Origin of the sequence: Bacillus sp. FSL K6-0138, from assembly GCF_037982765.1 — a bacterium.
GTDB classification, from domain to species: domain Bacteria; phylum Bacillota; class Bacilli; order Bacillales; family Bacillaceae; genus Bacillus; species Bacillus glycinifermentans.
On record NZ_CP150286.1, the window covers coordinates 1784279 to 1804636 of the forward strand.

Below are 20358 nucleotides of genomic sequence, written 5' to 3' on the forward strand. Positions count from 1 at the left end.
GAAAGTGTGCTCCTGACACTTTCCCTATTATGACTTGTTTTAATAGGAGTGTAAAAAATGGTTCAAAAAATAGAGAAACTGTCCGCAGAAGAGCGGCTGATCAGCTCCAAACAAAATCGCAAAATGGATGAAGTCCGCGGGAAGGTACTGGTCGCTTCGTGCGCGTTTATTATGATGGCGGCGGCGATTTCGATTACGATCTTCCTCGGAAACAAGGGGTTGCAATCTTTTCTGGCTAACGGTGTAAGTCCAATTGAGTTCTTAACCAGTCTAGATTGGAATCCAACAAATCAAAACCCTGAATTCGGAGCGCTTCCGTTTATTCTCGGGTCATTTGCTGTAACCTTTCTTGCATCTTTGATTGCTGCACCGCTTGGAATCGGAGGCGCGATTTTCATGACCGAAATCGCACCTTCGTGGGGAAGAAAAGTATTGCAGCCGGTTGTCGAATTGCTTGTTGGCATTCCTTCCGTTGTTTATGGATTCATAGGCCTTACAGTTTTAGTGCCGTTCATCAGTCATCTGAAAACAAGCGGATCGGGGCACAGTCTGCTGGCGGGGACGATTGTCCTGGCTGTCATGATTTTGCCGACGGTCACTTCAATTTCCACGGATGCGCTCAGCTCGCTGCCAAAAAGCTTGAGGGAAGGATCATATGCTCTTGGTGCAACGAGATGGCAGACGATCAGAAAGGTGCTGATTCCTGCCGCTCTGCCGTCGCTGCTTACGGCCGTTGTGCTCGGAATGGCGAGGGCGTTCGGAGAAGCGCTAGCCGTGCAGATGGTGATCGGAAACTCAAGGAATCTTTTTGAGAGTCTCTTGGATCCAGCGGGAACATTGACAACGATTATTACGTTAAACATGGGACATACAACGTATGGAAGCGTGGAAAACAATACGCTCTGGTCGATGGGACTCGTTCTGTTGATCATGTCGTTCTTGTTCATCCTGCTGATCCGATATCTGTCATCCAGGAGGAAACTGTAATGAACAGCAAAGTAACTGATCGTATCGCAACAGGTGTTTTCGGATTGATCGCCGCGGTGATCACCGCGATTCTCGTCGGGTTGTTTTCTTATATTATCGTAGGCGGTTTTTCGCAGATCAGCCTCGAATTTTTGACGTCGCGTTCCAGCGCGCTGTCAAGCGGAGGAGGTATTCGGGATCAGCTGTTCAACTCGTTTTACATTTTGGTGCTGACCATGATCATCACTGTTCCGCTCGGAGTGGGCGGCGGTATATATATGGCGGAATATGCGCCTGACAACAAGCTGACCGACTTTATCCGGATCTGTATCGAAGTGCTGTCATCCCTTCCTTCCATCGTTATGGGGATGTTCGGCATGCTGGTATTTGTCAACATGACCGGCTGGGGATACACCATTATCGGCGGAGCCCTGGCGCTGACGGTCTTTAACCTGCCTGTAATGGTGCGGGTGACAGAGGACGCGATCCGCTCCGTTCCGAAAGAGCAAAAAGAAGCTTCCCTGGCACTGGGCGTATCGAAATGGCATACGATTAAAACCGTTTTAATCCCGGGGGCAGTCCCGTCCATTATTACGGGAGCAATCCTTGCGTCAGGACGAGTTTTTGGAGAGGCGGCCGCCTTATTGTTTACGGCGGGACTAACAACGCCGAGACTGAATTTTGCCGATTGGAATCCCTTTTCGGAAACGTCTCCGCTCAATATTTTCAGACCGGCGGAAACGCTTGCCGTCCATATTTGGAACGTCAATACACAGGGCATTATTCCTGATGCGGAAGCGATCGCAAACGGCGGGTCAGCGGTTCTCGTTTTGTCCGTCCTGCTGTTTAATCTTGCCGCAAGATGGCTTGGCTCCTTTATTCATAAGAAACTAACGGCTAATAAATAAAAAGGAAGGATGACATCTGATGGTTCAAATTCCGGCTTTGGAGATCGCGCGTGAGACGATTGGAATTGCGCCGCTGCCCGAAACGAAAGAACACATTTTAAAAGTGGAGAACTTAAATATATATTATGGAGAGAAACGGGCTGTCAACGACATTTCTTTCGATATTGACAAACACGCCGTTACAGCTTTGATCGGTCCGTCCGGCTGCGGAAAATCAACTTTTTTAAGAAGCATTAACCGAATGAACGACCTGATCGCATCCGCCAGAACGACGGGTAAAATCGTATATGAAGGGCTTAATATTCTGGATTCGAACATCAACGTTGTCAATCTCAGAAGGGAAATCGGGATGGTCTTTCAGAAGCCGAATCCTTTTCCGAAATCGATTTATCACAACATTACCCATGCGTTAAAATATGCTGGAGAACGAAGGAAATCAGTGCTGGATGATATCGTGGAAGAAAGCTTAACAAAAGCCGCATTGTGGGATGAAGTAAAAGACAGGCTCCATCAGTCGGCACTGTCATTGTCCGGAGGCCAGCAGCAGCGCCTCTGCATCGCGCGGACGCTTGCCATGAAGCCGGAAGTGCTGCTGCTGGATGAACCGGCTTCTGCCCTTGACCCGATTTCAAATGCGAAAATAGAGGAATTAATCGTTGCGTTAAAAAAGGAATATTCGATCATCATTGTCACGCACAATATGCAGCAGGCTTCAAGAATTTCCGATAAAACGGCGTTTTTCCTGAACGGTGATTTGGTGGAATACGACCGGACGGAAAAAATCTTCACCAATCCATCAGAAAAAAAGACAGACGATTATATCAACGGCAGATTTGGATAAGGAGGACGGCTTCATGAGCGCAGTTGCAGCAGTAAAGCAAAAAGAGGTGTACCGGATCAGCGATTTGAATCTGTGGTACGGCAGCCACCATGCATTAAAAAATATTAACCTGACCATTCCGGAATACGAAATTACCGCGATCATCGGCCCGTCCGGCTGCGGAAAATCGACTTTCATTAAGACGCTGAATCTGATGATCAATATGGTTCCGAACGTTAAAATGACCGGTGAAATCGCCTATGACGGAAAAAATGTGCTGAACAGCAAAGTCGATCTCGTCGAATTGAGAAAAAAAGTCGGTATGGTGTTCCAAAAAGGGAATCCGTTCCCGCAGTCGATTTTTGATAATGTCGCATACGGACCGCGAATCCACGGATTAAAAAATAAAAAAGAATTGCACGAAAGAGTGGAAAAAGCGCTGATTGACGTGGCGTTATGGGATGAAGTAAAAGACCGCCTTCAAGCCCCGGCGCTTGGCCTTTCCGGCGGACAGCAGCAGCGTTTGTGCATCGCAAGAGCGCTCGCGACGAATCCGGATGTTTTGCTGATGGATGAGCCGACATCTGCATTAGACCCTGTATCCACCTTGAAAATCGAAGAGCTCATGCTGAAGCTGAAAGAAAAGTACACGATCGCCATCGTGACTCATAATATGCAGCAGGCTTCCAGGATTTCTGACCAGACCGCTTTTTTCCTGATGGGAGAGCTCATCGAATGCAATGATACGGTCAAAATGTTTTCGTCTCCGGACGATGTGAGGACAAAAGATTATATTACCGGCCGATTTGGCTGATGGCAGGCTGCCGACTCATCGGCAGCCTTTTTATTATGCGAGGGGGAGGCTCCGGTCAACGAAAGGAAGCCGTTGGAAGAGGCTTTTTGGCATTGGAAATAGCAAAAAACAGGCTGTGTTGAGACAGCCTGTTTTTTTTAACGGGATAGAGCCTTGACGATGCTTTTTAAGCTCGATCCGCGCTTTAATTCGTATTTGCCCGCGCGGATTTTAGATTCGTAGCCCGCGTCTTTTACATAGTCTTTAAAATCATCTGCTGATGTGACAACTTTTTCTTTTTCGAGAATATCGGCAACCTCTGCCGTGCTCATGCCCTTTTTGATCTCAAGCTTGTATTTGGAGCCTTTTTTCTGCTCGTTGTCTTGTCCTGAGTCTTTCTCATTTTGGCTGGTGTCATCCTGTTTTAACGCCTTTTCTTTATATTGCAGAAGGTCCTGGTAATCTGTGCGTGTAAGCGAGACCTGATCATTGTCTTTCAAATATGTTTTGACATCGGCTTCACTGAGTTTGTTTTTTGAAGATTCTGCGTTTCCGCTGCCCGTCAGGTAAAAAGTGCCCGCCAGAACAGCCGTCGCCAAAATCATTCCCCCGGCGAAAGCTTGTACACTTTGTCTGGTCATACGAGCACCCTCTCATTATCCTTGATGATCGCTTTTACATCTTCAACAGAGACATGCTCTGCTTTGGCAATCGCTTCTTCTGACATGCCGTTTTGATATTTTGAAAGAATTTGTTTTGCGATATGCTGGCTGATGCCTGCGTTCGGTCTGCGGACAACGACGTTTGAATCGAGGAGCTCTTCCTCAAGCACCGTCATTTTCTTTTTCAGTTTATAGATTTCCTGCATGGCGGACAGCTGGAGCGTTTCCAGTTCCTGTTCAACTTCTTTAATCGGTTCTCTCTGAAAATATGAGAATGCGATCAGCGCAATGCTGACAACGAGCAGCGCAATGATAGCAATTTCCACGTTCATCACCTTCAATTCTTATTTTCTCCTTCTTTTTTATACCATAAAAACGCTTGCTTCAAAAGGAATTAATAAAAAAAATAAAAAATTTGTCGACAAAATTCATTTTCATTGGTGCCTTTGCATGATGTATAAGAACACAGGCTCTTCGGGGAGCGGCGTGGTAGTGAAGCGGCAAGCCGGGAAAACGCCTTTTCAATATAATATTCGAAACGGTTATTCGTTTTCTAGCGATCGTTTGCAAATAGATTCCGAACATTAGCCGTCCCTCGGAGTTGAGGATTCTATCCTGTCAGCGGCTTAAGCCGTGCCATGGCGGTCGATGAACTATTTCGGGACATAGCGCCCTAAAGAGGACAAATAAAAGAGGAAGGCTATTATTTTCGGCCTGCATGACCGGCAAACAGCAGAAAAGCATTTTTGGAAGGCGTATATGCCTCAAACTTTTGACTAAACCCGCACAAACTGAAAAAAACGCCTGGCATTCCGGCTTCAATAGTGGTATTATAGATAGGTCTGAACAGCAAATGATATATAGTTTGGAGGGAAAATAAATGCGCGTAAATATTACTTTGGCTTGCACTGAATGCGGCGAGCGTAACTATATTACTAAAAAGAACAAGCGTAACAACCCGGATCGCGTTGAATTCAAAAAGTATTGCCCACGTGACAAAAAATCAACTTTACACCGCGAAACAAAGTAAGCAGCAGGAATTTTCCTGCTGTTTTTTTCAATTTGAAAGGGGGATCGATGTGAAGTGTTCGTTACGAAGCGAGGTCAGAAATCAACTTGCAAAGCTTACGGATCAGGAATTTCGGCAAAAAACAAAGGCGATCCATCAGGCATTTTTAGAGTCGAGGGAGTGGGCGGATTCATCTGTCATCGCCATGACCATTTCAAGAAGGCCGGAGGTCCCGACAAGGCCGATTATTGAGCAGGCTTGGCGCGAAGGCAAGACGGTGTGTATTCCAAAATGCCTCCCTGAAACAAAAGAGATGCATTTCCGCCGTTTCAAAGATGACAGTGAGCTGGAGGTCGTCTACTTCGAGCTTCAGGAGCCGATCATACATCAAACAGAGCTGATCAAGCCGGAGGATATCGATCTTATCGTTGTTCCGGGGATATGCTTTGATCTTGAGGGATATAGGATCGGTTATGGCGGCGGTTATTATGACCGGTATTTGGAGGGCTTTATGAATGAGACTGCATCGCTTGCCTTTCATTGCCAAATCGTTGAGCGCGTTCCCCGCGAGGTGCACGATATCCCGGTGAAGCAAATTTTCACTGAGGAAAGGACATTCGTTTGCCGCTGAATAAATATTGTAAAATGAGACACGATACGGTTATAGGAGGGATGATATGAGGAAAATGACTTTTATTGTGCTGGGCACGCTTGCCGCACTCGTATTTTTTCAAAACCGCTATCGTGTGATCAATTTCATTCTTGGCCGCGACCGCATCCGCCACTACTTCATTCATTGGATCATGAGAATTCCGTTTATCCGAAACAAGTTTATCCAGCAGGCGTTTTAAATCCCGTGTAAAAACGGGATTTTTTATGCGCTGATGTGAAACCGCGCAAGAAAGGGCGTTTCCTGTTATAATGAACAAAAACCATTGTGGAGCGACGCTATGTATTCATTTGATTACATGTACTGGAATTTCATCAAACATCTCGTGGAACGGGATTATGAGCTTGTGCAGGCGCCGGCTTCGTTCGGGGAAGCCTGGCTTGAAGCCGGGGGAAGCGCTCCGTACGATTTGATCCGCATCTACCGGCAGGATATTGATTTTAGACACGAGCTCGTCCGCGATCTTGAGTCATTAGCAGAAAGAACGGAGCGTTTAAGGGCCGCCTCAGGCAGACGGAAGCTTTCGGTTTTAACCGTTTATTTATCACAGCAAGCGCCTGTTGACGAGTGGGAAGACGTTGTCAGCCATTCGATTGAAGGCAAAAGAGTCAGCATTGCGCCGATATTCATCGATGAAGCCTCCATAGAGGAAGGCCTCAAGAAAATCGCCGTCGCCTTACACATACATACTGGCGGCTGGACGGAAGACATCAAGGATGCTACATACGAAGAAGCCGAGAAAATCAGGGTTGAAGTTTTGGAGGCTGCAAAGCGCAGGGAAGAAGAAAGAAAGCGGGAAGCGGCGCTTTTTGAAAGGGGAACGCCGATTGTCACCTGGTTTTTCGCCGGTCTTCAAGTCATCATGTTTCTTCTATTAGAAATATCGGGAGGCAGCCAAAATACCGAAACGCTCATTCGGTTTGGCGCAAAGGAAAACAGCTTAATATTGGCGGGGGAGTGGTGGAGACTGCTTACGCCGATCGTCCTCCATATCGGACTCGTCCACTTGTTATTTAACACGTTTGCATTGTTGTCGGTAGGAGCGGCAGCAGAAAGGGTCTACGGTTCATTCCGGTTTCTCGCGATTTACTTAACGGCCGGGATTTTCGGTTCGATCGGCAGCTTTTTGTTCAGTCCGTATCCTTCTGCGGGAGCGTCAGGGGCAATCTTCGGATGCTTGGGAGCCCTTTTGTTCCTCGCTTTTTCAAACCGAAAGGCCTTTTTAAAGACGATTGGAACGAATATTATCGTCATCATCATCCTGAACCTCGGGCTCGGCTTTGCCGTTTCGAACATTGACAACGCCGGGCATATCGGCGGCTTGATCGGGGGATTGCTTTCGGCAATGGCAGTCGGGCTCCCCGGGAAAAGGAACGCGGGGCAGCGGGTGATCGGCTGGGTTTCAGTCCTCGTCATTGGCGGAGGAGCGCTTTACTGGGGCTTTCATTCCGCGCCCGTTCAGGAAAGCGCCCTCCTGTATAATGCCTGGAAGTGGTATGAAGAAGGCGAATACGAAAAGGTGAGGAATGCGCTGCAGGAAGCCGGCGGACGGGAAGACACTTCAAGCGACATTTTGAAAGTCCTCGCCATTTCCGAAATTCAGCTCGGCGAATACGGTACCGCTGAAAAAAGGCTCGCAGCCCTCGTGAAAAAAGATCCTTCAGATCATGCTTCCTTCTATTATATTGCAGTGCTGCACGCCAAAAAGGGAGAATTGAAAAAAGCGGAGCAGTCCGTTGAACAAGCGCTAAAAGAAAAACCGGATGAAGAGATGTATCAAACGCTGAAGAATGAAATTAAAAATGAATTAGACAAGTAATCAAGTATGAAATGCTTCCGTTATGTTAAAAATGGTCTGAAAAACAGATCTTTTGACGGGAGCTTTTTCATGGGAAAAAAACAGTTTGTGAAGGAAAACCTGGCTGAAAATGTCAAATATTTAAATGAAAAATTGGGGATCGGCAAAAGCTTTGACATGATCCGGCTCGATGTGATCTACGCCGGAAGAAACATGGCCCTGTATTTGGTCGACGGGTTTGTAAAAGACGATATTACGCATCATTTGCTGAAAAATCTTTCAAAGCTTTCTCCTGAGTGTCTGGAAGACGATCCGCTCGAAAAGCTGATCAAAACCTATATACCTTATATCGAAGTTTCGACAGAGGATGACCTCGACAAAGCAGCAGACCAGGTGCTGGCGGGTCCGGCCGTGCTGTTTGCAGACGGTGTCGACCATGCCATTGTTATAGATGCCAGGACATATCCGGCGAGAAATCCTGAAGAGCCTGACAATGAACGTGTCGTCAGGGGATCGAGGGACGGTTTTGTCGAAACGATTGTATTTAACACAGCATTGACAAGAAGAAGAATCCGCGACCGTTCGTTGAGAATGGAGATTCTCCAAGTCGGGAGAAGAAGCAAAACGGACGTTGTCGTGTGCTATCTTGAAGACATCGCTGATTTGGAGAACGTGAAAAAGCTAAAAAAATCACTGGAAGCGATCGATACGGATGCTTTGACAATGGCCGAAAAAACGCTGGAAGAGTACATCGGCGGCCGACATTGGAATCCGTATCCGACGGTCCGCTATACAGAAAGGCCTGATACGGCCGCAGTACATTTGTATGAAGGCCACATCCTCGTCTTTGTCGACGGCTCGCCGAGCGCCCTGATTACGCCTGTAACCTTCTGGCACCATTTGCAGCATGCAGAAGAGTACAGAAATAAACCGCTGGCAGGGGCTTATTTGCGTATGGTTCGCTTTATATCGGTATTGGCATCGATCTTCCTGCTGCCGCTGTGGTTTTTGCTGTCCATTCACCCTGAACTGCTGCCGGACGCCCTTCATTATATCGGGCCTGATAAAAAGGGAGCGCTGCCGTTACTGGCGCAGTTTCTGATCATCGAATTAGGGGTCGATATGATGAGAATGGCGGCGATTCACACGCCGTCATCGCTTGCCACAGCTCTCGGTCTTGTGGCTGCGTTAATGATCGGCGAAGTGGCGGTGCAGGTCGGGCTCTTCTCCCATGAGGTCGTGCTGTATTTAGCCGTTGCGGCAATCGGCACGTTCGCCACGCCGAGTTATGAGATGAGCATCGCCAACCGCCTTGTCAGGCTCGCCCTTCTCATTGCTGCGGGGGCTTTTGGTCCGATGGGCTTTGTCATCGGCATTTTCTGCTGGATCATTTATCTGGTAAGGATGAAATCCTTTCATGTTCCTTATTTATGGCCGTTTATTCCCTTTGATTACAGGGCTTTCCGCGATATCGCGATTCGCACTCCGATGCCGCTGAAAAACAGAAGGCCCGTATTTTTAGACCCGCAGGACCCCGACCGCTAAAGTCTGTTTTCACAAATAGAAGACAGGCTTTTTTTTTGCTTGACGCCAACCGGGTTTATTTATACGCTATTGTTAGGTTTTTAAAAGAATGGTGGATGACATGAAAACAGCATACGATGTACAGTTGTTCTTGAAACGATTCGGGTGCTATGTGTATTTCGGAAATCGGGAGCTGGAGCTTGAGTATATGATGGACGAACTCAAAGAAATGCTTCTTGCAAACCTGATCGAAAAAAAAGAATGGGCACAAGCGATGTCGATTTTGCAGAATGAACTGACAAATATAAAGAGAAAATAAAACAGTTGGGTTTTAAGGGGGACTTATGATGAATGAAAGCTGGCTGGTCGGAGTCGACCTCGGGGGAACGACCGTAAAACTCGCTTTTGTAAGCGCTTATGGGGAGATCCGCCACAAGTGGGAAATCCCGACGGATAAATCTGGAAAAACGGTGACGGTAGACATCGCAAAAGCGATTGACAGCAAGCTGAAGGAAATCGGAAAGCCGAAACACATTTTAAAATGGATCGGAATGGGTGCGCCTGGACCGGTTAATATAGAGACGGGCGTTGTTTACAAGACGACCAATATGGGCTGGGAAAACTATCCGTTAAAAGACCATCTGGAGGCGGAAACAGGGCTTCCGGCCGTCATCGAAAACGACGCAAACATCGCCGCGCTCGGGGAAATGTGGAAAGGTGCGGGTGACGGCGCAAAAGATCTCATTCTCGTTACGTTAGGAACCGGTGTCGGCGGCGGCATTATCGTCAACGGTGAAATCGTCCACGGCAAGAATGGAGCCGGAGGAGAAATCGGCCACATTTGTGCTGCTGCAGAAGGAGGTGCCCCTTGCAACTGCGGGAAAACCGGCTGCATTGAAACGATTGCGTCCGCCACCGGCATTGTCAGGATCGCCAAAGAGAAAATTGCGGCAGGCGATTGTGAAACCGTTTTAAAAGATCACCCTGCACTATCTTCACGCGAAATTTTCGAAGCGGCTGAACAAAACGATCCGGCAGCAGCGTATGTCATCGAATATGTTACAAACCACCTCGGACTGGTTCTCGGCAATCTGGCAAGCTCCTTGAATCCTTCAAAAATCGTCATTGGCGGCGGCGTGTCAAAAGCGGGCGAAATCCTCCGCGCCAATGTTGAAAAATCGTTTAAAAAGTACGTGTTTCCAAGAGCTGGAGAGGCTGCTGATATCGTGATCGCTTCACTCGGAAATGATGCCGGCGTTATCGGCGGGGCGTGGATCGCAAAGAACGCATGGCTGCAAAGCGAGGCCCAGCTTCATTAAGGGAAGCTTTGTAAAAATGGATTGATTTTTTTAAAAAGACACGCTAAGATATAATTTAGTTATTTTTAACTTTTTTACTAAAACATGAAATTTATGGAATCTGCCCGAGTGCTGCATAGGGAGGTTTGGAATGCAAAAGTCATTTTTTTCGAAAATTTCGTTTTTGCTCATTGCGACATTGCTGATGTGGCTGAAAACGTATGTCGTGTATAAAACAAGCTTCAACATTAAAATCGAAAATTTTATGCAAGAGTATATTTTGTTCATCAATCCACTAAGTTTTTTGCTGTTTATTTTCGGATTCGGCCTGTTTTTTAAAGAAAAAAACAGAAATCGTTTTATTATCGGGGCGAGCATCGTTCTGACGTTCGTCCTCTTGGCAAATATGATTTTCTACCGTTTTTACAATGACTTTCTGACGATCCCGGTATTGTTCCAGACGAATAACATGGGCGACTTGGGAAGCAGCATCAATTCCTTGTTCATGCCTACCGATCTCCTTCTCGTCGTTGACATCATCATTTTGATGTGGCTGTACAAGCGCCAGCCGGAGAAAACCGTCGGTGCGGCGACAAGGAAAGAGAAGGCGGCTTACTTTCTGTTTGTCGCAGCCGTTTTCTTTTTTAATCTGGGAGTATCGGAAACAGAGAGGCCGCAGCTCTTGACGAGATCGTTTGACAGGGAAGTGCTCGTCAAAAACATCAGCCTCTACAATTTCCACATCTACGATGCCCTGATCCAGTCCAAGCAGTCTGCCCAGCGCGCACTGGCTGACAGCAACAGCCTCACCGAAATCGAAAACTATCTCAGCGCAAACCGGACTGACCCGAGCAAGAAAATGTCCGGAATCGCCAAAGGGCGCAATGTGATTTTAGTTTCATTGGAATCCACCCAAAGCTTTGTCTTGAACCGGAAATTGAACGGCAAAGAAATCACTCCTTATTTGAACGACCTGATCAAAAAAAGCTACAGCTTTGAAAACGTTTATCATCAGACAGGACAGGGGAAAACAGCAGATTCTGAATTCATCGTCGACAACTCTCTTTATCCTTTGGGAAGAGGAGCGGTCTTCTTTACAAATGCCGCAAACAAATATACGGCGATGCCTGCCATTTTAAAAAATCACGGCTACTATTCCGCGGTTTTTCATGCGAACAACAAAAGCTTCTGGAACCGGGACATCATGTACGAGTCGCTTAAATATGATAAGTTTTACGATGTCAAATCGTATGACGTAAATGATGAAAACTCGGTAGGGTGGGGATTGAAAGATAAAGAATTTTTTGAGCAGACATCAGAGCTGATGAAAAAAATCCCGCAGCCGTTTTACACCCGTTTGATCACGCTGACGAATCATTTTCCTTTTGAACTGAACGAAGAGGATAAAATGATCGACGAATTCGATTCGAAAAGCCGCACGCTGAACAGATATTTCCCGACCGTCCGCTATCAGGACGAAGCGCTTAAACGGTTCATTGAAAAGCTGAAAAAGGACGGACTGTATGATAATTCGATAATCGTTTTATACGGGGACCATTACGGAATTTCGGAAAACCATAATGAAGCGATGGGACAGTTCCTCGGCAAGGAAATCACGCCTTTTGAAGAAGTCCAGCTTCAACGAGTCCCGCTCGTGATCCACATTCCGGGCGTCACGGATAAAAAGCCGAAAACGATTGACACCGTCGGCGGTCAGGTAGATATCCGACCGACATTGCTCAACTTGCTCGGGATCGATTCAAGCGATCAAATCCAGTTCGGGAACGACCTGTTTTCCAGCGATAAAACGGAATTCACAGTTCTTCGCGACGGCAGCATCATTACGAAGGACCGCATATATACAGACGGCGTATGCTATGATAAATCAACCGGCGAGCCTGCGAAAGATCCAGAAAGCTGTGAAGCTTTTGCCGAAAAAGCAAAACAGGAGCTTTCATACTCTGATCAAATCATTTACGGGGATCTATTGAGATTTTATGACAGTGAACGTTTAAAAAGTCACCGAAAGAAAAGCAATAAAGAATAAGAAAAAGCTTCCGTGCATTGGCCGGAAGCTTCAGCATGTAGAGAAAACGATGTCTTTTCTACAGGCTTTTTTGTTTATGTGCTGTTTCTTTAGATATTCATCGGATTTTAGATACAAAAAGAGAGCTCCCACATATCTGGCCCTGCTTGGCTGGGTATGTGGCAATCTGTTCTGGCATGCGGCTGTGAGGAGAACTTGTTCAATCACATTCCGTTTTCCCCTCAACCTGCAATAGCGAAGCCCCTGCAGCTGTTTTGAATCTGCAAAGCTTTGCTCTATTTTTTTTATTGGGTTTTCCCTGAAACAGACAAACGATTTTGTCTGACCTTTACTTTGTGGTCCTCCTACTCATGCCGGTGATGTTTTCGCTGTAGTAAGGCTTAACCTTTTCAATGATAAAAGAGAAGTCTATGTGTTTATCAATTTGTTTTTCGAAGTGATGATCCTCTTCGACGAGTTGATCAAGCAGAACAAATTCGGCTGCGTCGTGTGAAACATGAGAAAGACACCATCCTTTTTAGTCTTTCTTTTATTACAGGAGAATGGATATTTTAAGGAAAAATAAAGGCTGTCGAGATTTTCTCGACAGCCTCCTTTGCTTTTGTAAGTATATCCACCAAAGTCCATTTTATGGACGGGATTGATATGATTCATCGAGTGGATTTGCCCTGTTTATGATACCTGTTTCATTTCTTTTCTGGAGCGGTCTTTCTTGTGGTATCCAATAAAATAAATGAGACCGACAAACACGGCTCCGCCAATGACATTGCCGATAAAGGCCGGAATGATGTTTCCGATAAACTGCCCCCACGTGAACGAGCCTGCAAAAATGGCTGCGGGAATCACAAACATGTTGGCGACAACGTGCTGAAATCCGATTGCCACAAAAGCCATAATTGGGAACCAGATGCCAAGGATTTTTCCTGCTCCGTCTTGTGCGCCGAAAGAAAGCCATACCGCAAGACATACAAGCCAGTTACAGCCGATGCCGGAAATGAGAACCTTGCCGAAGCTCATATCGAGTTTTCCTTGTGCAACGGCGATCGTTTTTTCCAAATAAGGACCTGTTTCAGTCAAACCAACCAAATGTCCGAAAAAGTAAGCAACAAACAGTGCTCCGATTAAGTTCATCATCGTGACGATTCCCCAGTTAACCGCCAATTGTTTTAATGATATTTTTCTTGAAAATAAAGCCATCGCAACGGACATCATATTCCCTGTAATCAATTCAGCGCCAGCGAGCACCACAAGTATCAGACCGACAGGAAATACGGCAGCTCCGATCAGGCTGGACAGGCTTCCCCATTCTTTCGGCAGGTCGCCGATTACCCTGATGTCAAGCAAGTACCCAAGCGCGATAAATGCGCCGCCTAAAAACCCCAATACAAGCAGAGACGGCAGCGGGAGCTGTATTTTTTTCATCCCTGCTTCAATTGCTGCATCCGCTATTTCATCCGGTTTTCGAAAAGCCATACTAAAACCCTCCAATATTTCTTCTTTTTTCACAGTTATGGCAGAAAGACAATAAAAAAAGGCAGCACTCAAATAACCTGTGTCAACCAGGCGTTCGAATGCTGCCTAACTTGTATGCAGACCCATACAACAAAATCAAGCAGAATTAAGATATTGAAAGAGAATATATACAGTTCGTGCATACATTCCAGTGCTTTTGTCTTCTATAGCCGTAACAACATTATATCAAATGTGACAAAAATGTGTCAACGACAAATATGCTAGCTTTGCAGCGCTTCTTTTTGATCAAAGACAAACACAGATAAAGCGGGATGGTCCTCAATTTTTATATCAGAAAACACATGAACTAACCCAGCCCAGATCAGCTCCTCTCCATTCCATCCGGCGTTCGTTTGGGATAAAGATCTTGAATCAGGATTGTCCGGGCCGCATGCACCATTTCTCTTCCTTCAGGTCTGCGGGGATAAACTGCTCGCTTGCACTCAGATTTCTGTACAGTGTTGAGACTGCCATGTTTTCTACAAATACAGTATGAATCCTTTCAGGCCCTTTCCCGAACAGTTCTTTGCGAAGTTTTCGAATAATATCATTGAACTTATGAATTTTCTTAGACATGCTGAAGCTTCCGTGCATTGGCCGGAAGCTTTTTTGGCGCTGTCGGAATACAGTAGAGAAACATTTCAAAAAACATCGTGTTTACCTTTGTTTTGTTGTGATATAATCATTTTGATAATGATTCTCTTTATCAAAACTCGGAAAGAAGGAATGAAAGATGACTCATAGATGCAAGAAAATCACGGCGGCTTTTTTTGCCTTATTATTGATTGCAGCCTTGGCAGCATGCGGAAATCAATCAGCGAACAAAGGCTCTTCTTCAGGCTCAAAGCAGAAAGAAACCATTACATACAAGGCCGAAAACGGAACGGTTAAAGTCCCTAAGCATCCAAAACGGGTGGTCGTCTTGGCCGATGACTATTACGGATATCTCAAGACGCTCGGCATTCACGTGGTCGGGGCTTCTGACAGAGTATTCAAAAACCCGTACTTCAAAGGAAAAACCGATGGCGTGACAAACATTGGCGACGGAGTTTCAGAAGAAAAAATCATTAATTTAAAACCCGACCTGATCATCGTTTGGACAACTCAAGGGGCGGATGTCGAAAAGCTGGAAAAAATCGCGCCTACGGTCGCTCTGAAATACGGAAAGGGCATGAGAGAACAACTCGAAGATTTCGGGAAGATGACAGGGACGGAAGATAAAGCGGAAAAATGGCTGGCTGAGTGGGACAAAAAAGTTGCGGCGGCAAAACCGAAGGTTCAAAAAGCCGTCGGTGACAAAACGGTCTCCATTATGCAGACGAACGGCAAAGAGATTTACGTGTTCGGCGAAAAATTCGGACGGGGCGGAAGCATTGTCTATAAAGAACTCGGATTAAACGCCACGAAGCTAACAAAGGAAAAAGCCATCAGCACCGGCCCCGGGTATACGAGCATTTCGTTGGAAAAGCTGCCTGACTTCGCCGGAGACTATATTTTTATAGGTCCTTGGCAATCAGGCGGAGACGACGGCGGTGTGTTCGGCACTTCCATTTGGAAAAACCTCGGCGCCGTCAAAAACGGCCATGTCTATAAAATCGACCCGATCGGCTTCTATTTTTCCGATCCGATTTCATTAGAAGGACAGTTGAAATTCATAACGGACAGTTTAACGAAATAGAATAAAAGAGCTGCTTGATTTGCGGCGCTTCCGTCCTTGGGGCGGAAGCTTTTTTTATGATTGATGTTCGCCGAACAAGCATTCTTCATATGCTATTGTGGGAGGGATCATTGATGGCATTCATCAACATTAAACCGGAGTTAAAACAAGACATGTCAAGATTGTCAGACATCCTGAACATTCCCGAACCGCTTTTAGTCAGTGCGAACCTTAACGCGGACGTCGGGGAATTTTATTTTCCCGGATTGCATCCACAGGCAGGAAAAGATGCGGCGGCAGCAGAAACATATGAACAGCTGCAATTATTGGTGAATGGAGAGCCCGGGCTGGAAAATGAGCCGTGGCTGACTGATACGGTGATATATGATTCGCAAACGCTGAAACACGAAATTGAAAAAATCGCGGAATGCTTTCCGTTTGTCACATACCATAGTATTGGACGCTCTGTATTGGGCCAGCCGATATACGAGCTGAACATCGGAGCTGAGCATGCTGAAAAAAGAACGCATATCAATGCTTCTTTTCATGCGAACGAGTGGATCACCACTTCGGTGCTAATGAAGTGGGTCAAAGAATATTGTCTGTCTTTATGCAAAGGCGGTGAGATTCTCGGTTTTTCGCCGCTCAGGCTTTTTCAGATGACGAAGCTCTCAATCGTTCCGCTCGTGAATCCCGACGGAGTCGATCTTGTGCTGAACGGCCCGGAGCATCTCGGAATAAATCTTGAGCCCCTTGATGAAATGAACGAATATCAGTCTGAATTTAGGGAATGGAAAGCGAACATTAACGGAGTCGATCTGAACAACCAATTTCCGTCTTTTTGGGAAATCGAAAAACAGCGCAAGCCTCCTAAGGCGCCCTCATACCGGGATTATCCGGGAGACGCTCCGCTTACAGAACCTGAAGCGATCGTCATGCACGATCTAATCGAGAGCCGGCCGCCTGACCGGCTTATAGCGCTTCATACGCAAGGGGAAGAGATCTATTGGGGCTATGAAGGATTCGAGCCTCCGGAATCTGTCAATGTTGTTCAAGTGTTTGAGCGGCTCAGCGGTTATAAAGGCATCAGATATATTGACAGCTACGCCGGTTTCAGGGATTGGTTCATCCATTTTTACGGCAAAGAAGGATACACCGTTGAGCTTGGAAAAGGGAAAAACCCTTTACCCATAGCCGATTTTGACGATATATATTGTAAAAGCAGAGGAATTCTTTGGGCATCTTGTTTTTTTGAAAGCTGAAACCTTTACCGGCGCCACATCGTAAAGGTAGGCAGCGAAACATTTACGGAGGGAGAATGGCCGGTTTGAGAGTTTCATTATGGATCATTGCCGCTGTGTTTACCGTTTTAACAGCCGCCTGCACACCTTCGCAATCAGGCGGTTCAAAGGGCTCCTATAATGCCGATTCTGCTGGAAAGAATCATAGCGATGCAAAAGAAGAAAAGATAATACCGGTGAAGGACCGGTATTTTGATGCGGCGGCAGGGTGGCTTGATAATGAAACGATATTATATACCGCAACTGACCCGGTTGCGGGAAGTGAAGTAAAGTCATATGATATATTTACAGGGACCAAGAAAACGATATACAAAACCGATGAACGGCTGATCACAGCTGAACTGAACCGTAAAAAAGACATGATCCTCATCCAAACCGCCGGAGACGGCTCCGAGTTCAAATTGACGCTGATGAATGTGCGGGGCGAAAAGCTGTTTACAAAAGGTTTTAACACGAACGAACTGCAGGTTGACTGGAATGAGTTTGATCCTTATCTTCTATATGTGACGGCATTCACGAAAGATTGGAACTATCATTCATATTTGATCAATTCAAAAGAACAGACAACGGAGCAAAACATTGCCCAGGCTGCCTTTGTTCATTGGACATCGCCCGATTCATTCGATTATGTAAAGTGGGATAACAGGGACCGGGAAAAGCCGGCCCCTGTGTATTCCTATGACATATCGGCGGGAAGGCAAACGAAGCTTGCCGATGATGCGCTGCTTTCCGACGTGTTTGACAATGTCAGGCTGGTCGTGACATCATCGGGTAAAAACGGGTACGGGACCTACATATTTTCTGATGTGAAGTCATCGGAAAAACGGCTGTCTGTCACGCTCCCGCTGTTTTCCGATGATACAGGACAGTCGCCAATGGAATACGGCTATGATCAGAAAAACGAATGGTTTTACACGTATCAGCCGGGTGCATCGAGCTCCCTGTGCGATCTGATCGCCATCAGCCTTAAGACGGGGGAGCGGCGCGTGATTCAGAAGAGTGTGGAAATGCTTCCGATCACCGTGTCTCCAGACGGTCAATATCTATTGTACGGCTATGCGCACGATGAGATCATTTCACTCGGTTCGAAAACAATAGAACCACTTGTAGTCAAAGAATAGAAAGGAGCATGTTGCGATGGCAATAGCAGACGTAACCATCATCCCGATCGGAACGGAAACCCCGAGTGTGAGCAGTTATGTAGCGGAGATTCAAACGATTTTAGAAGGGTTTCAAAAGGAAGGAAGAATCAAATATCAGCTGACGCCGATGAACACCTTGATTGAAGGGGAGCTAAGCGATTTATTTCACGTCATTCAAACCATCCATGAAGCCCCTTTTCAAAAAGGGATACACAGGGTGGCCACAAACATCAGAATCGATGACAGGCGCGATAAGAAAACGACAATGGAAGGCAAACTGTCAAGCGTTCAAAAACATTTAAACAAATAAGCCCAAGCTTAAAAGCCTTGTTCCGTTTCATAACGGAACAAGGCTGTCCATTCAGCGGCAGAGGCGGTCTTTAGTGAGCCGTCGGATACCCGCTGTTTATAATCGTCATTACCGTAAACCAGCCGAAGACAAAAAAAGCCGCTCCTCCGAACAATATCCCGAGAACGTTGATTTGTTTAAGCGAACGAAGTGCCCCAACAGCAGATAATATCGTGACAAGGCCGAAAATGATCACGAGCAACATCAATATTAACCCCCTTCGTTTGGATCCCCTGCAGTTTATTTCCAATTTTATTTTAACCGTTTTCATTAGCTTTGTCGAGTGGAACATGGTTCATTGAAAGTTTCTCACAAAACGTTCATAATGAGACTGAGGTGAAAAGGATGAAATGGAGAAGAATGCCGTTAGGGCCGATTCAAACAAATGCGTATATTTTAGCAAATGATGACGGCGCCTGCTTAATATTTGATCCCGGCGGTGAAGCCGGTAAACTGAATGCCTATATAAAAGAACATCATCTTAGACCGCTCGCCGTTCTATTGACGCATGCCCATTTTGACCATATCGGAGCTGTTGACAAGGTGAGAAAAGAGTGGGATATTCCCGTCTATGTCCATAAAAATGAAGCGGAATGGCTGACAGATCCTTCATTAAACGGGTCGTCTCTGTTAACTGGTCAGGCTGTTACAGCAGAGAAAGCCGACCGGCTGATCGACAAAGAGCACGAGCTGAAAATCGGTCCGTTCAAGCTTCAGGTTCTTTTTACGCCAGGCCACTCGCCCGGAAGCGTCTCTTATTATGCAGAAGAGGAAAACCTGATCATTTCAGGCGATGTTCTGTTTAAAGGGAGCATCGGCCGCACAGATCTCCCGGGCGGAAGCCACGATGTTCTAATGGACAGCATTCACAAAAAGCTGCTTACTCTTCCTGAAGATACGCTCGTATTGAGCGGACACGGCCCTGAGACGGATTTGCTGACGGAACAGGAACAAAATCCGTTCATCAACGGCTTCACATTATAAAATGAAAAAAGAGACGAAATCCAGGCGGATCGTCTCTTTTTTCGTGCCTTAATGGCCTCCTTGCCCGGGGACCATAATAAACACGGAATAGTATGTAAACGCGGCAAAAAAGACCGTCAAGTATGCGCCGAAAATATAAATGTACATCCGTTCTGTCAAGTTAAGATACGATAAGAACACGAAGAAAACAGTTTGGCCGAAAAACAGCAATGACGCATCTTTCATATCTCCTAAATAAAACATGACCGCAAAAATACCTGTCCAGAAACCTAACACGCGGAACATGCGATTCATTGATATCCCTCCCAGAAAGCCCCTTTGTTTCTATTATAGATCAATCGCTCTTGAAATGTAAACATTTTCATTTTGGGAAAATCAATTCATTTTTTACAATTTTGTGATAACGGAATGTTTTTTGCACGTGTTTAATGAAACAAGATCCCGGGTACTAATCATAACAAAGACAGGACAGAACAATACAGAGGAGGAAACCAACCATGGAAGAGCTGATCTTTTATTCTTACCCGAGCTGCACGTCATGCAGGAAAACAAAGCATTGGCTGAAAGCGAATCAGATCGATTTTAAGGAGCGCCATCTGTTCAGGGAGACGCCGAATCAAGAGGAATTAAAACACATTCTGTCTTTGACAACGGAAGGATTCGATGAAATATTGGCGACGAGGAGCCAAGCATTCAAAGAGCTCAATTTGAATATCGAGGAGCTGACGGTGAGCGAAGTAGTAGACTTGCTCATTGAAAAGCCGAAGCTCTTGAGACGCCCGATCATCGTCAACGGTGAAAAGCTTGTTGTCGGATATAACCCCGGCGAGCTATTAAAGCTATTAAAGAGAAGCGCTTTGCAACGCTCTGTTTCGTGAAAAAACCGAAGATATGCTGAAAAAACTTCATTTTCAGCAA

General features: G+C 46.0%; 23 protein-coding genes and 2 pseudogenes. 18 read left to right on the top strand and 7 right to left on the bottom strand.

What is annotated here, in order from left to right; genetic code table 11:
- Positions 1 to 57: 57 nt before the first annotated feature.
- The 4 genes from pstC to pstB (MHB78_RS09590) are packed head-to-tail and all read left to right on the top strand — an operon-like array spanning position 58 to position 3508.
- Positions 58 to 987, top strand: coding sequence for a phosphate ABC transporter permease subunit PstC (pstC, locus tag MHB78_RS09575; RefSeq protein ID WP_046129996.1), 930 nt, complete (start codon positions 58 to 60; stop codon positions 985 to 987).
- The gene (pstA, locus tag MHB78_RS09580) at positions 987 to 1874 is read left to right on the top strand and encodes a phosphate ABC transporter permease PstA (protein WP_046129995.1); all 888 of its coding nucleotides are present in this window, start codon (positions 987 to 989) and stop codon (positions 1872 to 1874) included. The genes pstC and pstA overlap by 1 nt, the downstream gene beginning before the upstream one ends.
- Positions 1875 to 1893: 19 nt before the next feature.
- Positions 1894 to 2715, top strand: a complete 822-nt coding sequence (gene pstB / locus MHB78_RS09585; RefSeq protein ID WP_046129994.1) for a phosphate ABC transporter ATP-binding protein PstB — start codon at positions 1894 to 1896, stop codon at positions 2713 to 2715.
- Positions 2716 to 2728: 13 nt separating this feature from the next.
- Positions 2729 to 3508, top strand: coding sequence for a phosphate ABC transporter ATP-binding protein PstB (gene pstB, locus MHB78_RS09590; protein ID WP_046129993.1), 780 nt, complete (start codon positions 2729 to 2731; stop codon positions 3506 to 3508).
- A gap of 137 nt (positions 3509 to 3645) precedes the next feature.
- Here the strand turns inward: pstB (MHB78_RS09590) and MHB78_RS09595 are convergent, their stop codons facing one another.
- Both MHB78_RS09595 and MHB78_RS09600 read right to left on the bottom strand, forming a co-directional pair.
- The gene (locus MHB78_RS09595; RefSeq protein ID WP_046129992.1) at positions 3646 to 4128 is read right to left on the bottom strand and encodes an endolytic transglycosylase MltG; all 483 of its coding nucleotides are present in this window, start codon (positions 4126 to 4128) and stop codon (positions 3646 to 3648) included.
- Complete coding sequence (locus MHB78_RS09600; RefSeq protein ID WP_046130043.1) at positions 4125 to 4475, bottom strand: hypothetical protein; 351 nt, start codon at positions 4473 to 4475, stop codon at positions 4125 to 4127. Before MHB78_RS09600 ends, MHB78_RS09595 begins: the two co-directional genes overlap by 4 nt.
- 554 nt (positions 4476 to 5029) lie before the next feature.
- Here MHB78_RS09600 and rpmG point away from each other — a divergent pair.
- The 8 genes from rpmG to MHB78_RS09640 all read left to right on the top strand — a co-directional run bounded on the left by rpmG (position 5030) and on the right by MHB78_RS09640 (position 12495).
- Positions 5030 to 5179 carry a 50S ribosomal protein L33 gene (gene rpmG, locus MHB78_RS09605; RefSeq protein WP_006637557.1) on the top strand — a complete coding sequence of 50 codons (150 nt, stop codon included), beginning with the start codon at positions 5030 to 5032 and terminating at the stop codon, positions 5177 to 5179.
- Positions 5180 to 5228: 49 nt separating this feature from the next.
- Positions 5229 to 5789, top strand: a complete 561-nt coding sequence (locus tag MHB78_RS09610) for a 5-formyltetrahydrofolate cyclo-ligase (protein ID WP_046129990.1) — start codon at positions 5229 to 5231, stop codon at positions 5787 to 5789.
- A gap of 46 nt (positions 5790 to 5835) precedes the next feature.
- Positions 5836 to 6009, top strand: coding sequence for a hypothetical protein (locus MHB78_RS09615; RefSeq protein WP_096891857.1), 174 nt, complete (start codon positions 5836 to 5838; stop codon positions 6007 to 6009).
- 99 nt (positions 6010 to 6108) lie between these two features.
- Complete coding sequence (locus MHB78_RS09620) at positions 6109 to 7647, top strand: rhomboid family intramembrane serine protease (RefSeq protein ID WP_046129989.1); 1539 nt, start codon at positions 6109 to 6111, stop codon at positions 7645 to 7647.
- A 69-nt stretch (positions 7648 to 7716) separates the two neighbouring features.
- The gene (locus MHB78_RS09625) at positions 7717 to 9171 is read left to right on the top strand and encodes a spore germination protein (RefSeq protein WP_046129988.1); all 1455 of its coding nucleotides are present in this window, start codon (positions 7717 to 7719) and stop codon (positions 9169 to 9171) included.
- A gap of 100 nt (positions 9172 to 9271) precedes the next feature.
- Positions 9272 to 9469 (top strand): YqgQ family protein, encoded by a 198-nt coding sequence (locus MHB78_RS09630; protein ID WP_046129987.1) that lies wholly within the window; start codon positions 9272 to 9274, stop codon positions 9467 to 9469.
- 28 nt (positions 9470 to 9497) lie between these two features.
- Positions 9498 to 10469: an ROK family glucokinase gene (locus MHB78_RS09635; protein ID WP_046129986.1), complete on the top strand. Its 972-nt coding sequence runs from the start codon at positions 9498 to 9500 to the stop codon at positions 10467 to 10469.
- Positions 10470 to 10599: 130 nt separating this feature from the next.
- A complete protein-coding gene (locus MHB78_RS09640; RefSeq protein WP_046129985.1) occupies positions 10600 to 12495 on the top strand; it encodes an LTA synthase family protein in 1896 nt (631 codons plus the stop codon).
- Positions 12496 to 12592: 97 nt separating this feature from the next.
- Here MHB78_RS09640 and MHB78_RS09645 read toward each other — a convergent pair.
- The 3 genes and pseudogenes from MHB78_RS09645 to MHB78_RS09655 form a co-directional block, all read right to left on the bottom strand.
- Positions 12593 to 12851: pseudogene (locus MHB78_RS09645) on the bottom strand (transposase); the annotation flags it as partial.
- A 316-nt stretch (positions 12852 to 13167) separates the two neighbouring features.
- Positions 13168 to 13968, bottom strand: a complete 801-nt coding sequence (locus tag MHB78_RS09650) for a formate/nitrite transporter family protein (RefSeq protein WP_046129984.1) — start codon at positions 13966 to 13968, stop codon at positions 13168 to 13170.
- A gap of 260 nt (positions 13969 to 14228) precedes the next feature.
- Positions 14229 to 14583, bottom strand: a pseudogene (locus MHB78_RS09655) (DUF2294 domain-containing protein).
- A gap of 157 nt (positions 14584 to 14740) precedes the next feature.
- Here MHB78_RS09655 and MHB78_RS09660 point away from each other — a divergent pair.
- The 4 genes from MHB78_RS09660 to MHB78_RS09675 all read left to right on the top strand — a co-directional run bounded on the left by MHB78_RS09660 (position 14741) and on the right by MHB78_RS09675 (position 18417).
- A complete protein-coding gene (locus tag MHB78_RS09660; protein WP_046129983.1) occupies positions 14741 to 15685 on the top strand; it encodes an iron-hydroxamate ABC transporter substrate-binding protein in 945 nt (314 codons plus the stop codon).
- 113 nt (positions 15686 to 15798) lie between these two features.
- Positions 15799 to 16926: a M14 family metallocarboxypeptidase gene (locus tag MHB78_RS09665; protein WP_046129982.1), complete on the top strand. Its 1128-nt coding sequence runs from the start codon at positions 15799 to 15801 to the stop codon at positions 16924 to 16926.
- Positions 16927 to 16982: 56 nt separating this feature from the next.
- On the top strand, positions 16983 to 18086 hold the full coding sequence (locus MHB78_RS09670) for a hypothetical protein (RefSeq protein WP_046129981.1): 1104 nt from the start codon (positions 16983 to 16985) through the stop codon (positions 18084 to 18086).
- A gap of 16 nt (positions 18087 to 18102) precedes the next feature.
- Positions 18103 to 18417: an MTH1187 family thiamine-binding protein gene (locus MHB78_RS09675; protein ID WP_046129980.1), complete on the top strand. Its 315-nt coding sequence runs from the start codon at positions 18103 to 18105 to the stop codon at positions 18415 to 18417.
- Between the two features lie 70 nt (positions 18418 to 18487).
- On the opposite strand, the gene MHB78_RS09680 is transcribed toward MHB78_RS09675, so the two are convergent.
- Entirely contained in the window at positions 18488 to 18661 is a 174-nt protein-coding gene (locus MHB78_RS09680) for a DUF2759 domain-containing protein (protein ID WP_046129979.1), read from the bottom strand.
- Positions 18662 to 18801: 140 nt separating this feature from the next.
- On the opposite strand from MHB78_RS09680, the gene MHB78_RS09685 reads away from it, so the two are divergent.
- A complete protein-coding gene (locus MHB78_RS09685; RefSeq protein WP_046129978.1) occupies positions 18802 to 19440 on the top strand; it encodes an MBL fold metallo-hydrolase in 639 nt (212 codons plus the stop codon).
- 48 nt (positions 19441 to 19488) lie between these two features.
- On the opposite strand, the gene MHB78_RS09690 is transcribed toward MHB78_RS09685, so the two are convergent.
- Positions 19489 to 19734 (bottom strand): DUF2626 domain-containing protein, encoded by a 246-nt coding sequence (locus tag MHB78_RS09690; RefSeq protein WP_046129977.1) that lies wholly within the window; start codon positions 19732 to 19734, stop codon positions 19489 to 19491.
- A 203-nt stretch (positions 19735 to 19937) separates the two neighbouring features.
- Between MHB78_RS09690 and MHB78_RS09695 the strand changes: the two genes are divergently transcribed.
- Positions 19938 to 20318: a Spx/MgsR family RNA polymerase-binding regulatory protein gene (locus tag MHB78_RS09695; RefSeq protein ID WP_046129976.1), complete on the top strand. Its 381-nt coding sequence runs from the start codon at positions 19938 to 19940 to the stop codon at positions 20316 to 20318.
- Positions 20319 to 20358: the final 40 nt, after the last annotated feature.